A 15,160-nucleotide genomic window follows, 5' to 3' on the forward strand; every position below is an offset into this window, starting at 1 on the left:
GTACCGCGGAAAAACTCGAAGGTTTCTACAACACCTTCGTCGCCGAGACCACTTAGCCCCCAGGCCGGACGCGGGGCCATCGGGTTCAGATTCAGCATGCTCACCGCGTTAATCTTGATATTACCTGCACGGATGCCGCTGGCGACCGTCCACGCATGAGGCTCCGCACCAAACACATAGGCTGCCAAGCCAAAGGGCGTACCGTTAGCCTGTGCAACTGCCTGAGCATCATCGGAAAAGGTATGCACCGTCGCAACCGGACCAAAGATCTCCTCGCTGGCCTGCGCTGCATCAAGCCCGGTAATCAGGGTAGGCGCGATAAAATAGCCAGCCAGATCCGGCAGCGCACTCCAACTACGCGCGGTTCCGCCGATGCTCTCGTAGTGAGCCACCGCCTGCTTGATAAGTTCATAGTGGCCTTTGTGGACAACCGGCCCCATATCGCTATCGACGTCCAGCACATGCCCAAGTCGTATCTGCGACAGCCGACTTGCTATAGCCTCAAGTAGCGTATCGGCGATCGATTCGTGAACCAGCAGACGACCCAGCGCCCGACACCACTGCCCGTTCAAGGTGGTCAGCCCTGCCACCACACCATCTGCTGCGGCCTCGACGTTGGCATCTTCAAGCACCACGATCGGGTTGTTTCCACCGAGCTCAAGCTGAGCCGGTTTGATATCTTTTGCACATGCACTGGCAACGGCTCTGCCGCCCTGCAGCCCACCGGTAAATGACACCGCGGCGATTCGAGAATCTTCCACCAATGCCGCACCGGTAATCCCATTGCCGTGTACTAATTGAAAGACACCCGCCGGCAAACCAGCTTCGGCGACAGCCTCGGCGATCAGCTGGCCCGATAGAGGTGCCCATTCAGAGGGTTTCACAATCACCGGGCAGCCAGCGGCGAGTGCCGAAGCGAGCTTGTGACAGGTAATGCCGGAGGGCGCATTCCAGGGCGCAATAATTGCGGCGGGGCCCAACGGCAGGCGCTCTACAATTACCTCGCCATGTGGGCCATCAAAAGGCTTTCGCACTGGCGGGTTGCGCAACAGTGCCGACGCGGCCTTGAAAGCCAACACACAAATCTGAGCCACTTGCGACGTTGTTTTTAACAACACGCCCGTGCACGCGGCATCGGCTTCTGCAATTGCTTCGATGCGCGTTGCAATAGCGTCTGCAATCGCGTCCAGTTTTGTCGCCCGTTCGCTATTAGCCAGTGCCGCCCAGTCGCCACGCAAATGCGCCGCGTGTGATGCTGCCAGGGCAGCTTCTATCTGCTGCGGATCGCTGGCCATCTGATGAAACAGCGGCGTGCCTTCACTGGCGTGAAAGACCTGGCTATCCAGCCTCTGCGCCGGTGCCTGCCAGGTGTCATTGATATAGTTTGTCAGGGTCATCGGATCAGCCTTTACCGAAGGCGTTCTGTTCCTCGCCTTCGATCACCAGGCTGGCGGTATCCAAGCGGCCCTTCTCAGCCGGGAAGGCTTGCACCAGCCCCATTGCCAGATCACGCAAGGCACGCGAATAGGGCGTGCTGAACATGGTGCCGGAAGTCCCGGCACACTTCAGCGCTGCAATGGCAACCTGGAAACTGTGCTCAGCAATCTGGCCCTTACAGGTTCGCCAGAATTTAACCACCTCGTCTTTGGACACCATCGGCGGTTCGCTGCTTTCAATCTGAATCTGGCGACGCGCCCACAACAAAGCCGTCTGCAAGTTAGCGTACATCTCGCCAATGATCTGCTGCTGGTAAGGGCCAGTGCCGACCGGCTTACCGGTGTCGACGAATTTCTTGTCCTTCATCAATTTGACGGCAGACTGGTAGGCCGCAACAGCGCCGCCCATGTAGATTACTGACGCTGCTACCTGATTGCCCACAAAACTTGAACGGCTCATCTGGCAGCTGCGAGCAAAGGCGCCCGGGATACCCAACGCATCGTCATCCGCCACAAAAACATCTTCCAGCACCAGCCCTTCAGTGGCGGTACCACGCATACCCATGGCATCCCACTCAATCCGTCCGCGCGTGCCCTTGGCATCGCGATTGACAATAAAAGTGCTCAGCGCGCTTGCATCGCTAATACCTTTTAGCGCAGCAGTGACCAGATACTGATCCGCAACACCTGTGGCACAGCCAAAGGATTTTTCACCGTTCAGCAGCCAGCCCCCATCGACTTTCTCAGCCTGCGTGGTGATGGTGATTGCTGAGTGCTCCGACTTTACCGATTCGCTGGCATAGTTAGCCAACCACTTGGCGTCTCGGCCCATGGTGTAAAGCACTTTTTCGGCAAAGGCTTTTACCTTGGGCGCCTCTTCTGCGTTAAAGAGCCCTTCTTCTAGCGCTGACAGCGCCAGCGTGCCGCGAGAAGCGGAGGTGTTGTGAAAGAAGTACGCCAAACCTGTGGACGGGCATACCGTTCCAATCGCAAAACAGGCTGCGGCCCAGTCGCGCAAACCGCCACCCAGGCCGCCGTACTGTTTGGGTACTACCAATCCAAGCAAGCCTGCATCGGCCAGCAATCTGACGTTGTCGGGGTTGAACCGACCTTCCTTGTCGGTGGCCGTGGCACGCTCGCGCAAAGTTGGCAGGATGCTCTCCACGCGTTCAGCGCGTTCGCGCTCCTCTGCCGTCATGTCTTCAACGAGAAGTTCTGAAATCATTTTGCTCATGGGTGTTCCTCTGAATCTTATTCCGGGCGTAGGAAACCTTCCCTCACCCCGACCATCTCTCTGAGGGAGAGGGGACGCAATGTTCTACTGTGGCGTAATCATCTCCCTCCCTCAGGGAGAGAACCGGGTGAAAGTGGTGTTTAAGCACTCACCTCACGCAGAGCAGCAATTTGCTTGTCTGCCGCCTCTTGCCCCACCAACGGGCCAATGCGCTGCCAAACTGGATCAACTTCGGCATTAAAAATTGCGTACTTATTGCGCTTGTCGCGCGCCGCAAGCTCTTGCGGCGTGACATCTTCCAACGCCTGCGCAGATACACCTTTCATCACCAACTCAAACCAGTGATCCAGATAGGCGTCGACTGCGACCTGAATTTTCTCAAACGCTTCAGGCGTGGCGCGGTTGGCCAACATCCAGGGCGACATGATGGCGTACTGGCGCGGCGACAGGTGCGCCGGCTCCAGACCTTCAATTTTACGGGCTTGTTCGCATACCTCTGTCAGGGGCTGATAGACCTCATTGAGATAATTCAAGCGCGACCCGATATCGAGCCGCGGGATAAGATCCAGGTGAAAAGCGTGGTGCTCGCCGGCCTGAACCGAGTCAACCGTATAGTGCGGTACCGGACTGTCGGAGGGGGTAAACGCAAATACCATATGCGAATCGAGCTGCATCGCCGGCACCACGATGCTTGAGGTCAACACCTGAAACAGCGGGCCACCAGTAAACTTTCGCATTCCGCCAACGCTGCCCTCATGCATTGGCAGATGGCTTACTAGCGGCAGAAACGGTCCGCCTTCTTCGTTCAATACCTCAGTCATACCGAAGGTATCAACGATACGGTTCAGTACGTGGTCGTGCAGGGCTTTGGGCAATGAAGTCATCGATCGTCCTTACTGTGACAACAGTGGCTGTAGCAAATGCCAGGGCCGACTGTTGATAACATGGGTGCGGAGGGAAACCACTTTGTTCTCGGCATTCTTCGGGTGCAGTGTTACCTGCGTAACACCCGCGTCAGCCGCTGCATAGGTCATCATGGGATAGGTCAGCACGCCATCAAACTGGCGGGTTTTCCACTCACCAAAAATTGTAAAATCTTCGTGTAGGGCAGCGCTAAAACTCGCACCAAGTTCACCGGGCTGCATGGCAGCCAACAAGTTCACGCGGTTCTCGCCAGCGCGCTCAATCAAACCGGTGGTCAGCTCCCAGCTCTCCAGTGGCGCCAGTGGCACGGCCACAACATCTGCGCCCTGCATAGCAATCAAACGGAAGCTTTCCGGATACAGAGAATCGTCAGTGCACAGCAGGCCCAGACGGCCAAACGGCGTGGCGTAGGTATCAAAGCTGTCACTCAAAACCGACCAGGAGAATCGTTCGCTGTAATGAACCTGGCCCTGACGTGCCAACAATCCCTGACTGGAGATCGCGACAGCACAATGCTGCCTACCCGCCTCTGCCGGCAGCACCAGAGAGGTGGTAACAATAGCGTCGCCAGCCACCGCACTCAGGCTATGAATAGCCTGTTGCGATTGCTCGAGCGCGGCATCCGAGGCCGCATCGTCAATGCAGAACAAAGGCGGCAAGCTAACAAGTGCCGCGCCATCGGACACCGCGGCCTGCACCTTCTGGGCCGCCTCATCCAATACCTGAGATCCCACACTCGATAGCTGGATCAGCGCAGCGTTCAAATCCTTCGCCCCGGTAAATTCGGGCTCTGGCTGATTCTCCGGGTTTTCACCCAAGGATTTATAGAGCTCAGGGCGGCGGCTCGCGAAAATATCGGTGCCATCCGGGCGCAATTTATTGCGGGCGGCGGCGGGTTCAATTTCCGCAAAAACCACTTCTTCTTCGCGGGTTTTCGCCATTGCGAGAACCGTACCGTCGGGCGCAACAATCTGACTTTCCCCAGCACCATTTAAGAACTCGACCGGGATATTGGTGGCTGCGCTAATGCCTTCCATCATGGCCTCAGGAACCAAAGGCCCCACTTTATTAGCAGCAACCACAAACACCTTGTTCTCTGCGGCGCGGACTGGAATATGGAGAGAGCCTTCGTCCGGCGCAAACGAATTGAGGCTGTTGAGCATGATGTCAGCGCCACGCAGCGCCAGGCACCGCGGTGTCTCATTGATGACACCGTCCATGCACATGTAGAGCCCCAGACGTCCCAACTCGGTATCGATTACCGCACCAGGTTCAGTGGCTCGTTCCAGAAAATCATTCTCATGACCAATTAGCACCTGTTTGTCGCTGAGACCGAGAAGTTCACCTTCGCGAGAGTACAACAGGTTGCTGCCAGTCACTTTGCCATTGTCACGCTGCAAGGTAACGCCAACCACCACAAAGGCATTGATCTGGCGAGCCTTGTCAGCAATGGCTTTGAGAAAATCACCTTCGAGCTGCAGCGATACACCAAAGCAGTGATCTGCATCGTCATACCAGGAGAGATGGTTACAGAATTCAGGCAGGACAACGATATCAGGATTCTGCTCAGCAGCTTTATCCAACACTCGTAAACAGCTTGCCAGATTGGTTTCGATATCGCTGCCCACATGAAACTGGGCAGCAGCGGCTTTTATGCGTTGTGTCACGTCCCGCATCCTATCCATCGGTGGAGTGGCAATAACCACTCCATCTCATTAAAAGTAGGTGTATTTGATGGTGGCGCCGAAGCTGCGACGAGAGCCCATACCCACCATGTACTGGTTGAATACGCCGATCACAAAGGCACTTGCCGGATAGTTTTCGTCAGTAATGTTCTTACCCCAAAAACTGATATCCCAATGATCGTTTGGCCCGAGCGCATTCAGCGACATGTTCATCACGGTGCGCGCAGGAACCCACCCCAGGTTAAGCGGCGTCAGGAACTGCTTGGACTGATAGTTGGCATCAAGACGTCCGGTCAACAGCCAGCCAGAATCTAAATCCTGCTGCACATTAATGCCTATTGAAGCCTGCTCTTTAGAACCGCGGGCAAGCTGATTACCCCCCACTTCGCCATCAGTGGGACAGGTCACGCCGTCACAACCAACACCGGTTGAAGCGTCCTGACGACCCGGCGAATATTTCACCCCGTCGTCGTAGGTGGCGTCGTTGTATGTCAAACCAACATCAACTGAGACGTTGCGGTTAAACCGATAAGCCGCTTCCAGTTCGATACCAAGGCTGGTTGCGTTACCGATATTGGTCACCACGTCTGAAGAAGACAGCGAAGCCTCTTGCGGTGGTACCGAACCTTGCAGGCCGGTCCAGTCGATGTAGAACAGGGCGCCATTCAAGGTCAATGCGGCGTCTAGCAATTTGTTCTTGCTGCCAATTTCGTAAGTCCAGTTGGTTGCTTCATCGTACACCAGCTGACTCTTGCTCTCTGCGTTGTTGAAGCCGCCAGTTTTCAAACCCTTGGCCACCGAGAAATACACCATCTGATCGTCGTTAAGACTCCAGTTAACAATGCCACGGGGCGTGAAGTACAAAAACTGCTCATCGTCTTCCGGCACAATAATCGAGCTGGTCACGGTATCCGCCAGACCCGGCACAACGGGATCTTCCGGCAGACGATAGGTAACCGACTCACCAAACGCCAGACCAAAGGGGTCCGCATGACGGAACACGTATTTGTCTTCGTGAGTCAGACGACCTTCGAAGGTCATATCGATGTTATCGCGCACCAGGTATGATGTTGAAAAGAAAAGTGCAATGATTTCATCTTCAAAGCTTGTATCTTCCAGTCGAGTGTTGGCGTGCTGCCGAGTAACCTGATCGTAAACAATACCGGTCGTCAAGCGACCTGGATCTGGCACCGCTGAAGACGGCGTAGACATCGGCTCTGAACAATTTTGACGCTGCTCTTCCGTGAAAGGAGAACACACGTCGCTAATGAATACCGTTGAATGCTCGCGATCTTCGGTTTTCGAGTAGTACGCACCTAGACTCATTCGGTAGCGGTCGCCACTGTCGAAATCAAAGCGCAGTTCGTGGGAGAAAGACTCCAACACAGAGTTCGGACGACCACTGAAAGTATTTGCGTACTTGTAACCGTTAGGGTCCTGATTATTTGCCGCATTTAAGGCAAAATCAGCGGCAATACCGCGACCAACCAAGGGGTCCTCACCGCCGGGACCGCCAGTTGAATATGTCTCGTGATCGGCGTATCCAAAAAGGTAGTGGGCGGTCCAGCCTTCATTGAGTTCGTAGTCAGCCGTAAAGGTTATTACTTCAGTTGTCGCAACCTGACCAATACCTCTAGGGTCGATAAGAATGCCGTCTTGCGTCCGTGGGCCTTCGGCGCCGGCTGCAGTCGTTGGCAGCTCCCCACACCAGGCAGAATATCCAGAGTGTGCAGCGGTTGGAGAGGGATTACCGATATCGTTGACGGTTCTCCAGTTACAGTTCAAATCGAGCTGATTATCTAGACGCAAACCAAATCGCGCCGCATTCACACCGGAAATACTGTAGCCCGCGCCCGTTTCTTTCTCTGCGTTATTTTTGTAATAGCTGGTGCGAAGCATGAGCGAATCAGTCGGCTCGTAAGCGAGCATAAGGCTGTATATCTCATCATCCCAACCACCGAGATTGCCCGTCGTGGAGGGCCCTGTCGGATCCGCATCTGCCATCGGATGATCATTCTTGGTGTGACCATCGTATTGAGAGAAACCAAAGGTAGCCTTAGCAAGCAGCCGGCCGTCCAATGCTATCGGACCATTAAAGCTCGCTTTCACATCCTGGCGTTCGTTATCCCCCACAGTGACCGCGATATAGGCTTCGGGCTCAGCTTTTGGCTTTGCCGTAATGTAATTCACCGCACCGGCAAATGCGTTGCGCCCAAATAGTGCATTTTGAGGACCTTTGATTACCTCAACGCGCTCCATATCAATCATGCCGAGATTAAGCATGCTCTGACGTTGCAGATAAACACCGTCAATAAAGAATGAAACGTTCTGTATTCTCGAGGTTGTAAACTGCTGCGCCAGGCCCCGGATAACCGCATTACCGTGGTTACCACCCGTGATAAAACCCTCATAAGTGAAGCCAGGGGTCGCTGCCGCAATGTCATCCAGCCCAGTAAAGCCTCGTCGTTCAAGGGAGTCTGCCGTAAAGGGTGTAACAGATACCGGAATATCCTGAATGGATTCCTCACGTTTACGCGCGGTTACAACTATCTCCTCCAAAGATTTGTCCACCCTTGCAACCTTAGGTGCCTGAGCCTGCTGCGCCTGTACTGCTGTGCCCGAGAGCTGGAGACTAACGATACTGGAAAGTAACCAGACCGATTTCTTTCTAAAATTCATAGTGTTTTCCCGCACAAAATGCTTCTAAAACAACCATTGGCACTAAGCCAACTCCAGTGCCCTCCCCCTGGCACACTTAGTAGCTGGCAACCTGCGTTCCAGGCCGAACCACCACCATTTGTTATAATCTAATATCATTATAGCTTTTAAGTCAACAAGGCGGCATACTGTCTTCTCAGAACAGCATCAGAAGAACCAGGAACCATGAAGGACTACACCATAGCGCTGGCCCTTTTTGACTACGTTCCCATAGCTTTTACCGCGTTGGGCATGTACTGGCTTTGTCAGTCGGAAATCTTTAAATTTCCGACAGTTAGAAAGCTCGCCGTCATCGGGGCAGGCCTGATCATCAGCGGCGGCCTGCTGAAAGCGAGCTGGAAATTGATTGTCGCAAGCACTGGGGAACATATCGTTTGGATGAATAACAGCCTATTCATTCTGATGGCCCCCGGATTCACCCTGCTTAGCTTTGCGCTACTTATTCGGCACAGTCAATCCGTTAGATTACGTATACCCATAGCCATAACCTCTATCCCTCCGCTGGTAGCTTTGACTATTTTCCTAACCAATCCGGAACAGCGCATATGGTTCTTCTGGCTGCTTACTGTCGTAACACTTGCCAATACCATCGTCATTTTTATGTTGGCCCGGGTAGGTTGGGAAACGAAAGATCGTATTATCAGTGTTCTTTATATATTAAGTTTTGTCGGCACACTCTCTCTGAGCGGGCTGGCACGTATACCCGAGCAAACCGCTGCCCTGCAGTGGATAGAAGAAAGTATTAACGCTGTAGCGCAAGGCCTGTTCTTTATTGGCAGCCTGCGTCTGAATAAACGTTTAAGGGAGAACCCAACCCGATGACTACCTCTGTAGGCAACCGATTGCTGGGCGTTCAGCTATTGCCCGGCGTTCAGCGCTCTCATATGAGCACTTTCTATGTAGCCTGTATGGCAGGCATTCTGCTGTCCACTTTTATGCCGCAAATGCAGCCTTATTTGCTATCTGAGTTTCTGAACATCCCGCAGGAACAGCAGGGCGTGGTCAGCGGCAATATCGCGTTCTGGGGTGAAATCGCCATCATTCTGGCGGTCGGTGTCTGGGGTTCTCTGTCTGACAAGATCGGCCGCCGGCCGGTGATGGCGATAAGCTTTGCCATTATGGCCGTGGCTGTCGCGCTCTACCCTTTTGCCAAAACCTATACCGAACTACTGGTATACCGGGTACTGTTTGGCGTTGGTGTAGCAGCCTTCAGCTGCATGATATTTGCCATCATGGCGGACTACACCGAAGACTCCAGCCGCGGTAAAGCTACAGGCTTCCTTGGCATGGCCAACGGCATTGGCGCCCTGATTACCGTATTCCTGCTGCTGCGCCTACCGTCCATCTTTCAGGCACAAGGCATGGACAGCCAGACTGCCGGCCTCGCCACCTACGCCATTGTAACTGTCTTAGCAGGTGTTTTTGCCCTCTGGATGTGGCTGGGGCTGAAGCAAACGCCGCAGAAAGTCAGCACGGAAAATGAAAGTTTTTGGGAAATCACCCGCAAGGGTTTAATGGCAGCGAAAGACCCCGGCATCGCGCTTTCCTATGGCGCGGCCTTTGTCTCACGCGGCAACCTCGCCATTGTTGGCACTTTTTTTACACTTTGGATTGCCAACTACGGTACCAGCGAAATGGGCTTGTCCCGCGCCGACGCGCTGGCTCGTGCGGGTATGATTGTCGGCATAGCCCAAACCATGACGCTGCTCAGCGCGCCTTTTTTTGGCATCCTGTCGGACAAAATGAACCGCGTCAGCGCAGTAGCACTGGCACTGTTTATTTCCTTTCTGGGTTACGGCGGAACCTACTTTGTCACTGACCCGTTCAGCGCCGGTATGATCGTCTGCGCGATTCTGATTGGTATGGGTGAAGTGGCTTGTATTATTACCAGCGGGGTACTGCTGTCGCAGCAGGCGCCGGTGGCGATTCGCGGCGCGGTGAATGGCTTCTTTAATCTGTGCGGTGCCATTGGCATTCTGGTGGCCGCCAAGGTTGGCGGACAGCTGTTCGACAGCTGGCGCGAATCCGGGCCCTTTGTGTTTTTCGGCCTGATTGCCTTTGGCGTAATGATCTGGGCCCTGTTGGTGCGCAATAAAGTGGTAGCGCCACAAGACAACTGCTGAGCGGGGAAATACTTGTCGCGCTACACCAATATCGGGGTAGCGCGCTTTGACAACTTACAGACGACTCAACACACCTTTGTCTGCATCCAGCCTCACACGATCGCCAGTCTTAAACAGTCGCGTCGCCTGTCGCAAATTAACGATGGCGGGCAAACCATACTCCCGGGCAATTACCGCGCCATGCGAAACCGCAGATCCTACATCAGTGGCTAATCCGGCTATCAGACTGAAGTAAGGCGTCCAACCAATATCTGTAATCGGGGCTATCAGTATTTCTCCCGGCTGCAATTCGGCCGCTTCCTGAATGGTCAGCGCAACGCGAGCCGTGCCTTCAACCACGCCACGGCTGACAGGGCGCCCGATCAGCTCACCCTCGGCTGCATCTTTCGGCGGCTCCCAGACCAGTGGCTCTGGCTTGCCGACATAGATGTCATCAAATTCCATTTTCTCATGGAAGGACAGCGCAAGGCGCCGCTTCTCCGCACGGGTAACCCACTCGCTGTTCGGGTTGGCGACAAAACCACGCAATTCGTCGTGCGTAAAAAAGAACACTAGATCCGGGTCTGGCAAGTGCCCCTCTTCCACCAGCAGTTTTGCCAGGTGGCGATAACCCCGTTTCAAGCGATGCGTCACCATCACCAACAGCGATTTGGTGTGTTCACGGCGCCGTATCGCGTTGTGCGCAATCGGCAACATGAACTTGAGACCTCGCGAGAGGCCACTGGTATCGACCTTTGCCACATGGCGCTGAGTGGCCGTCCCCTGAAGTCGCGCAGCAAGCGATGCCTGCATGGTGACAATCAGTTTTTCCGGCTCATCAGCCCAGCCCGCTTCACGCAGACACAATTCGCGGATGGAGCGATGCCCGTGTGCGGCCAGAAATTCTTCAAAGCGCATTCGGGCCGCACCGGCGGCATCACTCTGCAGCCACTGCAACGCCCGACTGGCATCAACTTTCTGAAACGCATTCACCGCATCCGGGTGTTCGGCAATCAGATCCACCACATCGTCGAGACGATCGACCATAACGGCGCTTTCCACGTCACTGGCACCGGCCAGCAGGCGTGCCGCTTCGGCCTGCTGATCCGCATCCGGTGGCTGACTGCCGCCCGTCACAAAACTTTGAATAACCCCTTCCATCACCCCGGAAAAAGCCGACGAGCGCAGGTGCACTTCATTGGTCTCGCAAATCCACGGAAAGTAGGCGTGAATGGCGTCCATCATGGAACGGCTGTCGTTGGCGTAGGGGATATATGCGTGCTTGAAACGGCTTTCGAATTCGGTGAGCACTTTCTGCGACTTCATGACGTACCGCGCAAATTGCCAGGTGCCATACCAGCGACGCCAGAACGGCGCGACGTCTTTCAATGGTTTCAATTCCGGCACAGGTCGCCCACACAGGCTCTGCCCCATACTCTCGACGGTATTGATCGACACATAGCGCGAGGACTGCAAACCTCCGGTCATGTTGATAAACATGTGGCCGAAGAACAGATTAATCTGCGTCCACTCCTGATTAATCGCAGGGCGGTTGGCGTAGCATACATGCATATGTTGCATGCCATGTTCAATTGCTCGACCCTGCACAGAAAAAGTCAGAGGACACACCGCCCCGGGCATCATCTCCCCTACGTTGCAGCGGGTGATCACGTGATCGTCTGGAATCGGCGTATCGAGTTCATTCAGGTCTGAGCCAAGGGTTGTAATCGGGCGCGCCTGCAACCAGAACAATTCCCCACTGGCATCAATAGCCCACTCCATATCGAGCAGCGGCGCCAGACTACCGGCGGCGTCACGGGCACCCGATGCCAGCGCCTGAACCTGAGCGTCAGAGAGAATGGGTTGTTCGCCGGTGAGTTCGCGGCGCACCACGCAGTTATCGCGGTCCAGCTCATAGTGATCCGGAGTAACCTCACCACTGACCAATGCCTCACCAAGCCCCCTGACCGCATCGATAATCAATCGATCATGACGCCCGCTAACAGGATCTGCGGTAAACAGCACACCCGCTGAACGGGCATCCACCATGCGTTGCACAACCACACACATCTCCACCTCGCCGAGGTTAGCGTGTTCGGCCTTATAGGCGGTAGCCTGCGCACTACCCAGAGAATTAACGCATTGTGCAATTGCTGCTTTCAGCGCATCAACGCCCTCAACATTCAAAATGGTTTCGTATTGTCCGGCAAAAGAGCTGTCCTCACCGTCTTCACCAATTGCCGACGAGCGAACCGCCACCTTGCCGCCACCAATGGACTCATAGTGCGCTTCCAAATCCTCAGGGAAGCGCTCGGCACTAGCCGACACGATGACGAATGCCGGCGGCACATTGAGCCCATGCCGAGTCAGTTCAGCCAGACCCGAGGCCTTGCCGCCAACGGCCTGATCAGTGATCTGTTGGAGCGTTAAGATGTTGGTCATGTCAAATTCGCAATCATTTTTATGGGTATGGGAGCGTTAAAAAACACCCTGCTTTAAATCAACAGCTCTAGCCTGCCCGAATCTCAAGAGAAGGATTCCTACAGAATTTTCACTATACGAGCGTATTGTAACGATGTAAAGTCAGTCGACCACCCCACCCTGACCGGAGTGAGGGCGAACACCAACAATAACGTCAATGTCACCGCGTTTAGCGACCCAACAGGAGTTTTCGAATGAATACAGCAACCGCCACCGACGGATTGAGCATGGCACGCGCCATTGAAGACATCGTGCTGGCAGAAGCCGGACCCTCCGAACAGAAACGCACTTTGACGGAACCGTTGGTTAATGCCCTTTGGGACTCGGGCCTGATGCAATTTATGAATCCTGCGGCAGCAGGCGGTCACGAGCCGAACTTTTCGGAACTGATTGAAACCTGGATCGAAATGGCACGGCAGGATGGCTCGTTCGGCTGGATCGGCATCGCAAACTTACCCTCCGCATGCTTTGCCGCGGCCTACTTGCCCGATGAAGGTTTTAAGCAGATATTTTCTGCCAACGACAATCGCGTAACCATGGGCGGCCAGTTTTTTCCGAATGGCACCGGAGAAAAAGTTGAGGGCGGCTACAAGGTCACGGGCGCCTGGCAGTTCGGTAGCGGGACCGGGCATTCCGAGTATGTATGCGCCGGTTTTTTGCCAATGGAAAACGGCGAAATGATCATGGCCGACGAAACAATGCCGCAAATGCTTGTCGCCGTGGTACCGCGCGAACAGGTAAAGTTTACCGACGGCTGGTTTGTACAAGGTCTGAAGGGGAGCGGCAGCTACAACTATGAACTCACCGAGGTCTTTGTGCCCGAAAGTCACACCTACCCATTGTTTACCCGCAGCCCCCAGCGCGGTGGCAGCCTGTACAAGTTCGGTTTGATGCCCCTGACTGGGTGTGGCCACGCAGCCTGGGCATTGGGTATTGCGCGCAGCGCCATCGACGATGTGCGAGAACTTGCCATCAGCAAAGTGCGTATGGGCGACGACAGCTCCGTTGCTCACAAACTCACCTTCCAGAAAGATCTATCACTTCACGAGGGACAATGGCGTGCTGCCCGCGCCGGCGTACTGAATATCTACACAGAAATGGAAGAACGCATTGCTGCCGGCGAAGAACTCTCTCCACAGATGCGAGCTGATATGCGTATTGCCGCTAACTTCGCTACCGACGCCAGCCGCGAAATTGTGCAATGGGCACACCTTGCCGCAGGAACTACTGCCATTCGCGAAGGCAGCCGTCTTGAGCGCGCCTTCCGCGACATGTATACCGGCACCCAGCACGCTTTTATCAGTGAAAAAATCTATACCGAAGCAGGCAAGTTGATGCTGGGCCTGATTGAGGATAGCACCGCACTATAACGATCCACCATTGAACTCATAAAAAGGAAAAACTATGCGTCTGAAAGGGAAAGTGGCCATCATAACCGGCGCGGCTTCAGGTATTGGGCTGGCCTGCGCAGAACGCTTTGCACAAGAAGGCGCCGTCGTCATCGGCACAGACCTGAACGAACCAAAAAACTGGCAGCGAGTGAGCGACGCCTCTCCCGACAGCTGGTTCGACACGCTGGATGTCACCGACGGCGATGCCCAGATCGCAGTTGCCAAACAGGCCGTAGACAAACATGGTCGGATCGACATCTTGGTCACGGCCGCAGGTGTGGGCGACGGTGGTCCGGTAAGCATGATCGATACTGCGGCCTGGGATCGGGTGATAGATATCAACTTGAAAGGCACCTTCCTGTCGATCAAATCAGTTCTGGATACCATGATGGCCCAGCGCAGTGGCAGCATCATAACCGTATCCAGCGTGGAAGGTATCAATGGCACCGAGGGCGGCAGCGCCTACAACGCCTCAAAAGGCGGTGTGATTCTACTGACCAAAAACGTGTCTATTGATTATGGCCGCATGGGCATTCGCTGCAATGCCATCTGCCCTGGCTTTATCGATACACCGATGCTCAACGGCATTATGGACTCCATGCCGGAATTCAAAGCCGATGTGATTCGGGAAACCAAAGTAGGTCGGCTGGGCAAACCTGAGGAAATTGCGGGAGCAGCCCTGTTTCTCGCATCGGATGATGCCTCGTTCGTGACAGGTCAGAGCCTGGCCGTCGACGGCGGCTATACAGCTGGGCACCGCCACGGCATCGTTGAGTTAATGGGACTGGTATAACGCCATCCGGTGCCGGCTTGCCCTACTTCCGGTAGGGCTGGCTTCACGAACCGCCCGAATAAAGTACTGGATGCAGGCTCGTTCTTGCCAAACACATTGAGTGGCCCTGTTAACACATGCAAAACCCCAAATGCAGCGAGAGAGCATTTGGCAGCCCAAAAGCCCGAAGGATTACTCTTTATGTCACTTCATCTGGCAAGTTTTTTACGCCACCAAAATCAGGCTGGCGATATGCTGTTTTAGTTCCGTCATGCGCTGTTCTGCTGGGTAGCTCTGATCGCTAACCCAACTCAGAATGATGCCCACAGCGGCATTTACAGCCAAATCTGCAACGAAGCCAACGTTGAAATCATGACGCGTATCATCACTTTGCCGGCAGCTTTCAAAATAATCGTA

General features: G+C 54.7%; 11 protein-coding genes. 4 read left to right on the forward strand and 7 right to left on the reverse strand.

Annotated elements, in window-relative coordinates; translation table 11 throughout:
• From ABYP39_RS11685 to ABYP39_RS11705, 5 genes are all read right to left on the reverse strand, one after another.
• A partial coding sequence (locus ABYP39_RS11685; protein ID WP_372782675.1) for an aldehyde dehydrogenase occupies positions 1-1,397 on the reverse strand: 1,397 nt, incomplete at its 3' end.
• A 4-nt stretch (positions 1,398-1,401) separates the two neighbouring features.
• A complete protein-coding gene (locus tag ABYP39_RS11690; RefSeq protein ID WP_372759377.1) occupies positions 1,402-2,670 on the reverse strand; it encodes an acyl-CoA dehydrogenase family protein in 1,269 nt (422 codons plus the stop codon).
• Positions 2,671-2,810: 140 nt separating this feature from the next.
• The gene (locus ABYP39_RS11695) at positions 2,811-3,554 is read right to left on the reverse strand and encodes a hypothetical protein (protein ID WP_372782677.1); all 744 of its coding nucleotides are present in this window, start codon (positions 3,552-3,554) and stop codon (positions 2,811-2,813) included.
• A 9-nt stretch (positions 3,555-3,563) separates the two neighbouring features.
• Positions 3,564-5,261: a carbon-nitrogen hydrolase family protein gene (locus ABYP39_RS11700; RefSeq protein WP_372782679.1), complete on the reverse strand. Its 1,698-nt coding sequence runs from the start codon at positions 5,259-5,261 to the stop codon at positions 3,564-3,566.
• A 48-nt stretch (positions 5,262-5,309) separates the two neighbouring features.
• Entirely contained in the window at positions 5,310-7,958 is a 2,649-nt protein-coding gene (locus ABYP39_RS11705) for a TonB-dependent receptor (protein WP_372782681.1), read from the reverse strand.
• Between the two features lie 204 nt (positions 7,959-8,162).
• Between ABYP39_RS11705 and ABYP39_RS11710 the strand changes: the two genes are divergently transcribed.
• Positions 8,163-8,819, forward strand: coding sequence for a hypothetical protein (locus ABYP39_RS11710; protein WP_372782683.1), 657 nt, complete (start codon positions 8,163-8,165; stop codon positions 8,817-8,819).
• Positions 8,816-10,120 carry an MFS transporter gene (locus tag ABYP39_RS11715; protein ID WP_372749603.1) on the forward strand — a complete coding sequence of 435 codons (1,305 nt, stop codon included), beginning with the start codon at positions 8,816-8,818 and terminating at the stop codon, positions 10,118-10,120. Before ABYP39_RS11710 ends, ABYP39_RS11715 begins: the two co-directional genes overlap by 4 nt.
• A 54-nt stretch (positions 10,121-10,174) precedes the next feature.
• Here ABYP39_RS11715 and ABYP39_RS11720 read toward each other — a convergent pair whose 3' ends face one another.
• Positions 10,175-12,541, reverse strand: coding sequence for a PEP/pyruvate-binding domain-containing protein (locus ABYP39_RS11720; protein ID WP_372782685.1), 2,367 nt, complete (start codon positions 12,539-12,541; stop codon positions 10,175-10,177).
• Between the two features lie 233 nt (positions 12,542-12,774).
• Here ABYP39_RS11720 and ABYP39_RS11725 point away from each other — a divergent pair, with 233 nt between their 5' ends.
• The gene (locus ABYP39_RS11725; protein ID WP_372748849.1) at positions 12,775-13,950 is read left to right on the forward strand and encodes an acyl-CoA dehydrogenase; all 1,176 of its coding nucleotides are present in this window, start codon (positions 12,775-12,777) and stop codon (positions 13,948-13,950) included.
• Between the two features lie 34 nt (positions 13,951-13,984).
• Positions 13,985-14,764 carry an SDR family NAD(P)-dependent oxidoreductase gene (locus ABYP39_RS11730; protein ID WP_372758679.1) on the forward strand — a complete coding sequence of 260 codons (780 nt, stop codon included), beginning with the start codon at positions 13,985-13,987 and terminating at the stop codon, positions 14,762-14,764.
• A gap of 204 nt (positions 14,765-14,968) precedes the next feature.
• On the opposite strand, the gene ABYP39_RS11735 is transcribed toward ABYP39_RS11730, so the two are convergent.
• Positions 14,969-15,160: hypothetical protein (locus ABYP39_RS11735; RefSeq protein WP_372782687.1), on the reverse strand; the 192-nt coding region annotated here is incomplete at its 5' end.

The sequence above is a fragment of the Litorivivens sp. genome (assembly GCF_041625495.1).
In the GTDB taxonomy this organism is placed as follows: Bacteria; Pseudomonadota; Gammaproteobacteria; order Pseudomonadales; family Spongiibacteraceae; genus Litorivivens.

Bases quoted from the DNA above. Each gene is read 5' to 3' on its own strand.
- ABYP39_RS11690 (WP_372759377.1), bottom strand. From the start codon at position 2,670: ATGAGCAAAATGATTTCAGAACTTCTCGTTGAAGACATGACGGCAGAG.
- ABYP39_RS11720 (WP_372782685.1), bottom strand. From the start codon at position 12,541: ATGACCAACATCTTAACGCTCCAACAGATCACTGATCAGGCCGTTGGC.
- ABYP39_RS11710 (WP_372782683.1), top strand. From the start codon at position 8,163: ATGAAGGACTACACCATAGCGCTGGCCCTTTTTGACTACGTTCCCATA.
- ABYP39_RS11730 (WP_372758679.1), top strand. From the start codon at position 13,985: ATGCGTCTGAAAGGGAAAGTGGCCATCATAACCGGCGCGGCTTCAGGT.
- ABYP39_RS11695 (WP_372782677.1), bottom strand. From the start codon at position 3,554: ATGACTTCATTGCCCAAAGCCCTGCACGACCACGTACTGAACCGTATC.
- ABYP39_RS11725 (WP_372748849.1), top strand. From the start codon at position 12,775: ATGAATACAGCAACCGCCACCGACGGATTGAGCATGGCACGCGCCATT.
- ABYP39_RS11715 (WP_372749603.1), top strand. From the start codon at position 8,816: ATGACTACCTCTGTAGGCAACCGATTGCTGGGCGTTCAGCTATTGCCC.
- ABYP39_RS11705 (WP_372782681.1), bottom strand. From the start codon at position 7,958: ATGAATTTTAGAAAGAAATCGGTCTGGTTACTTTCCAGTATCGTTAGT.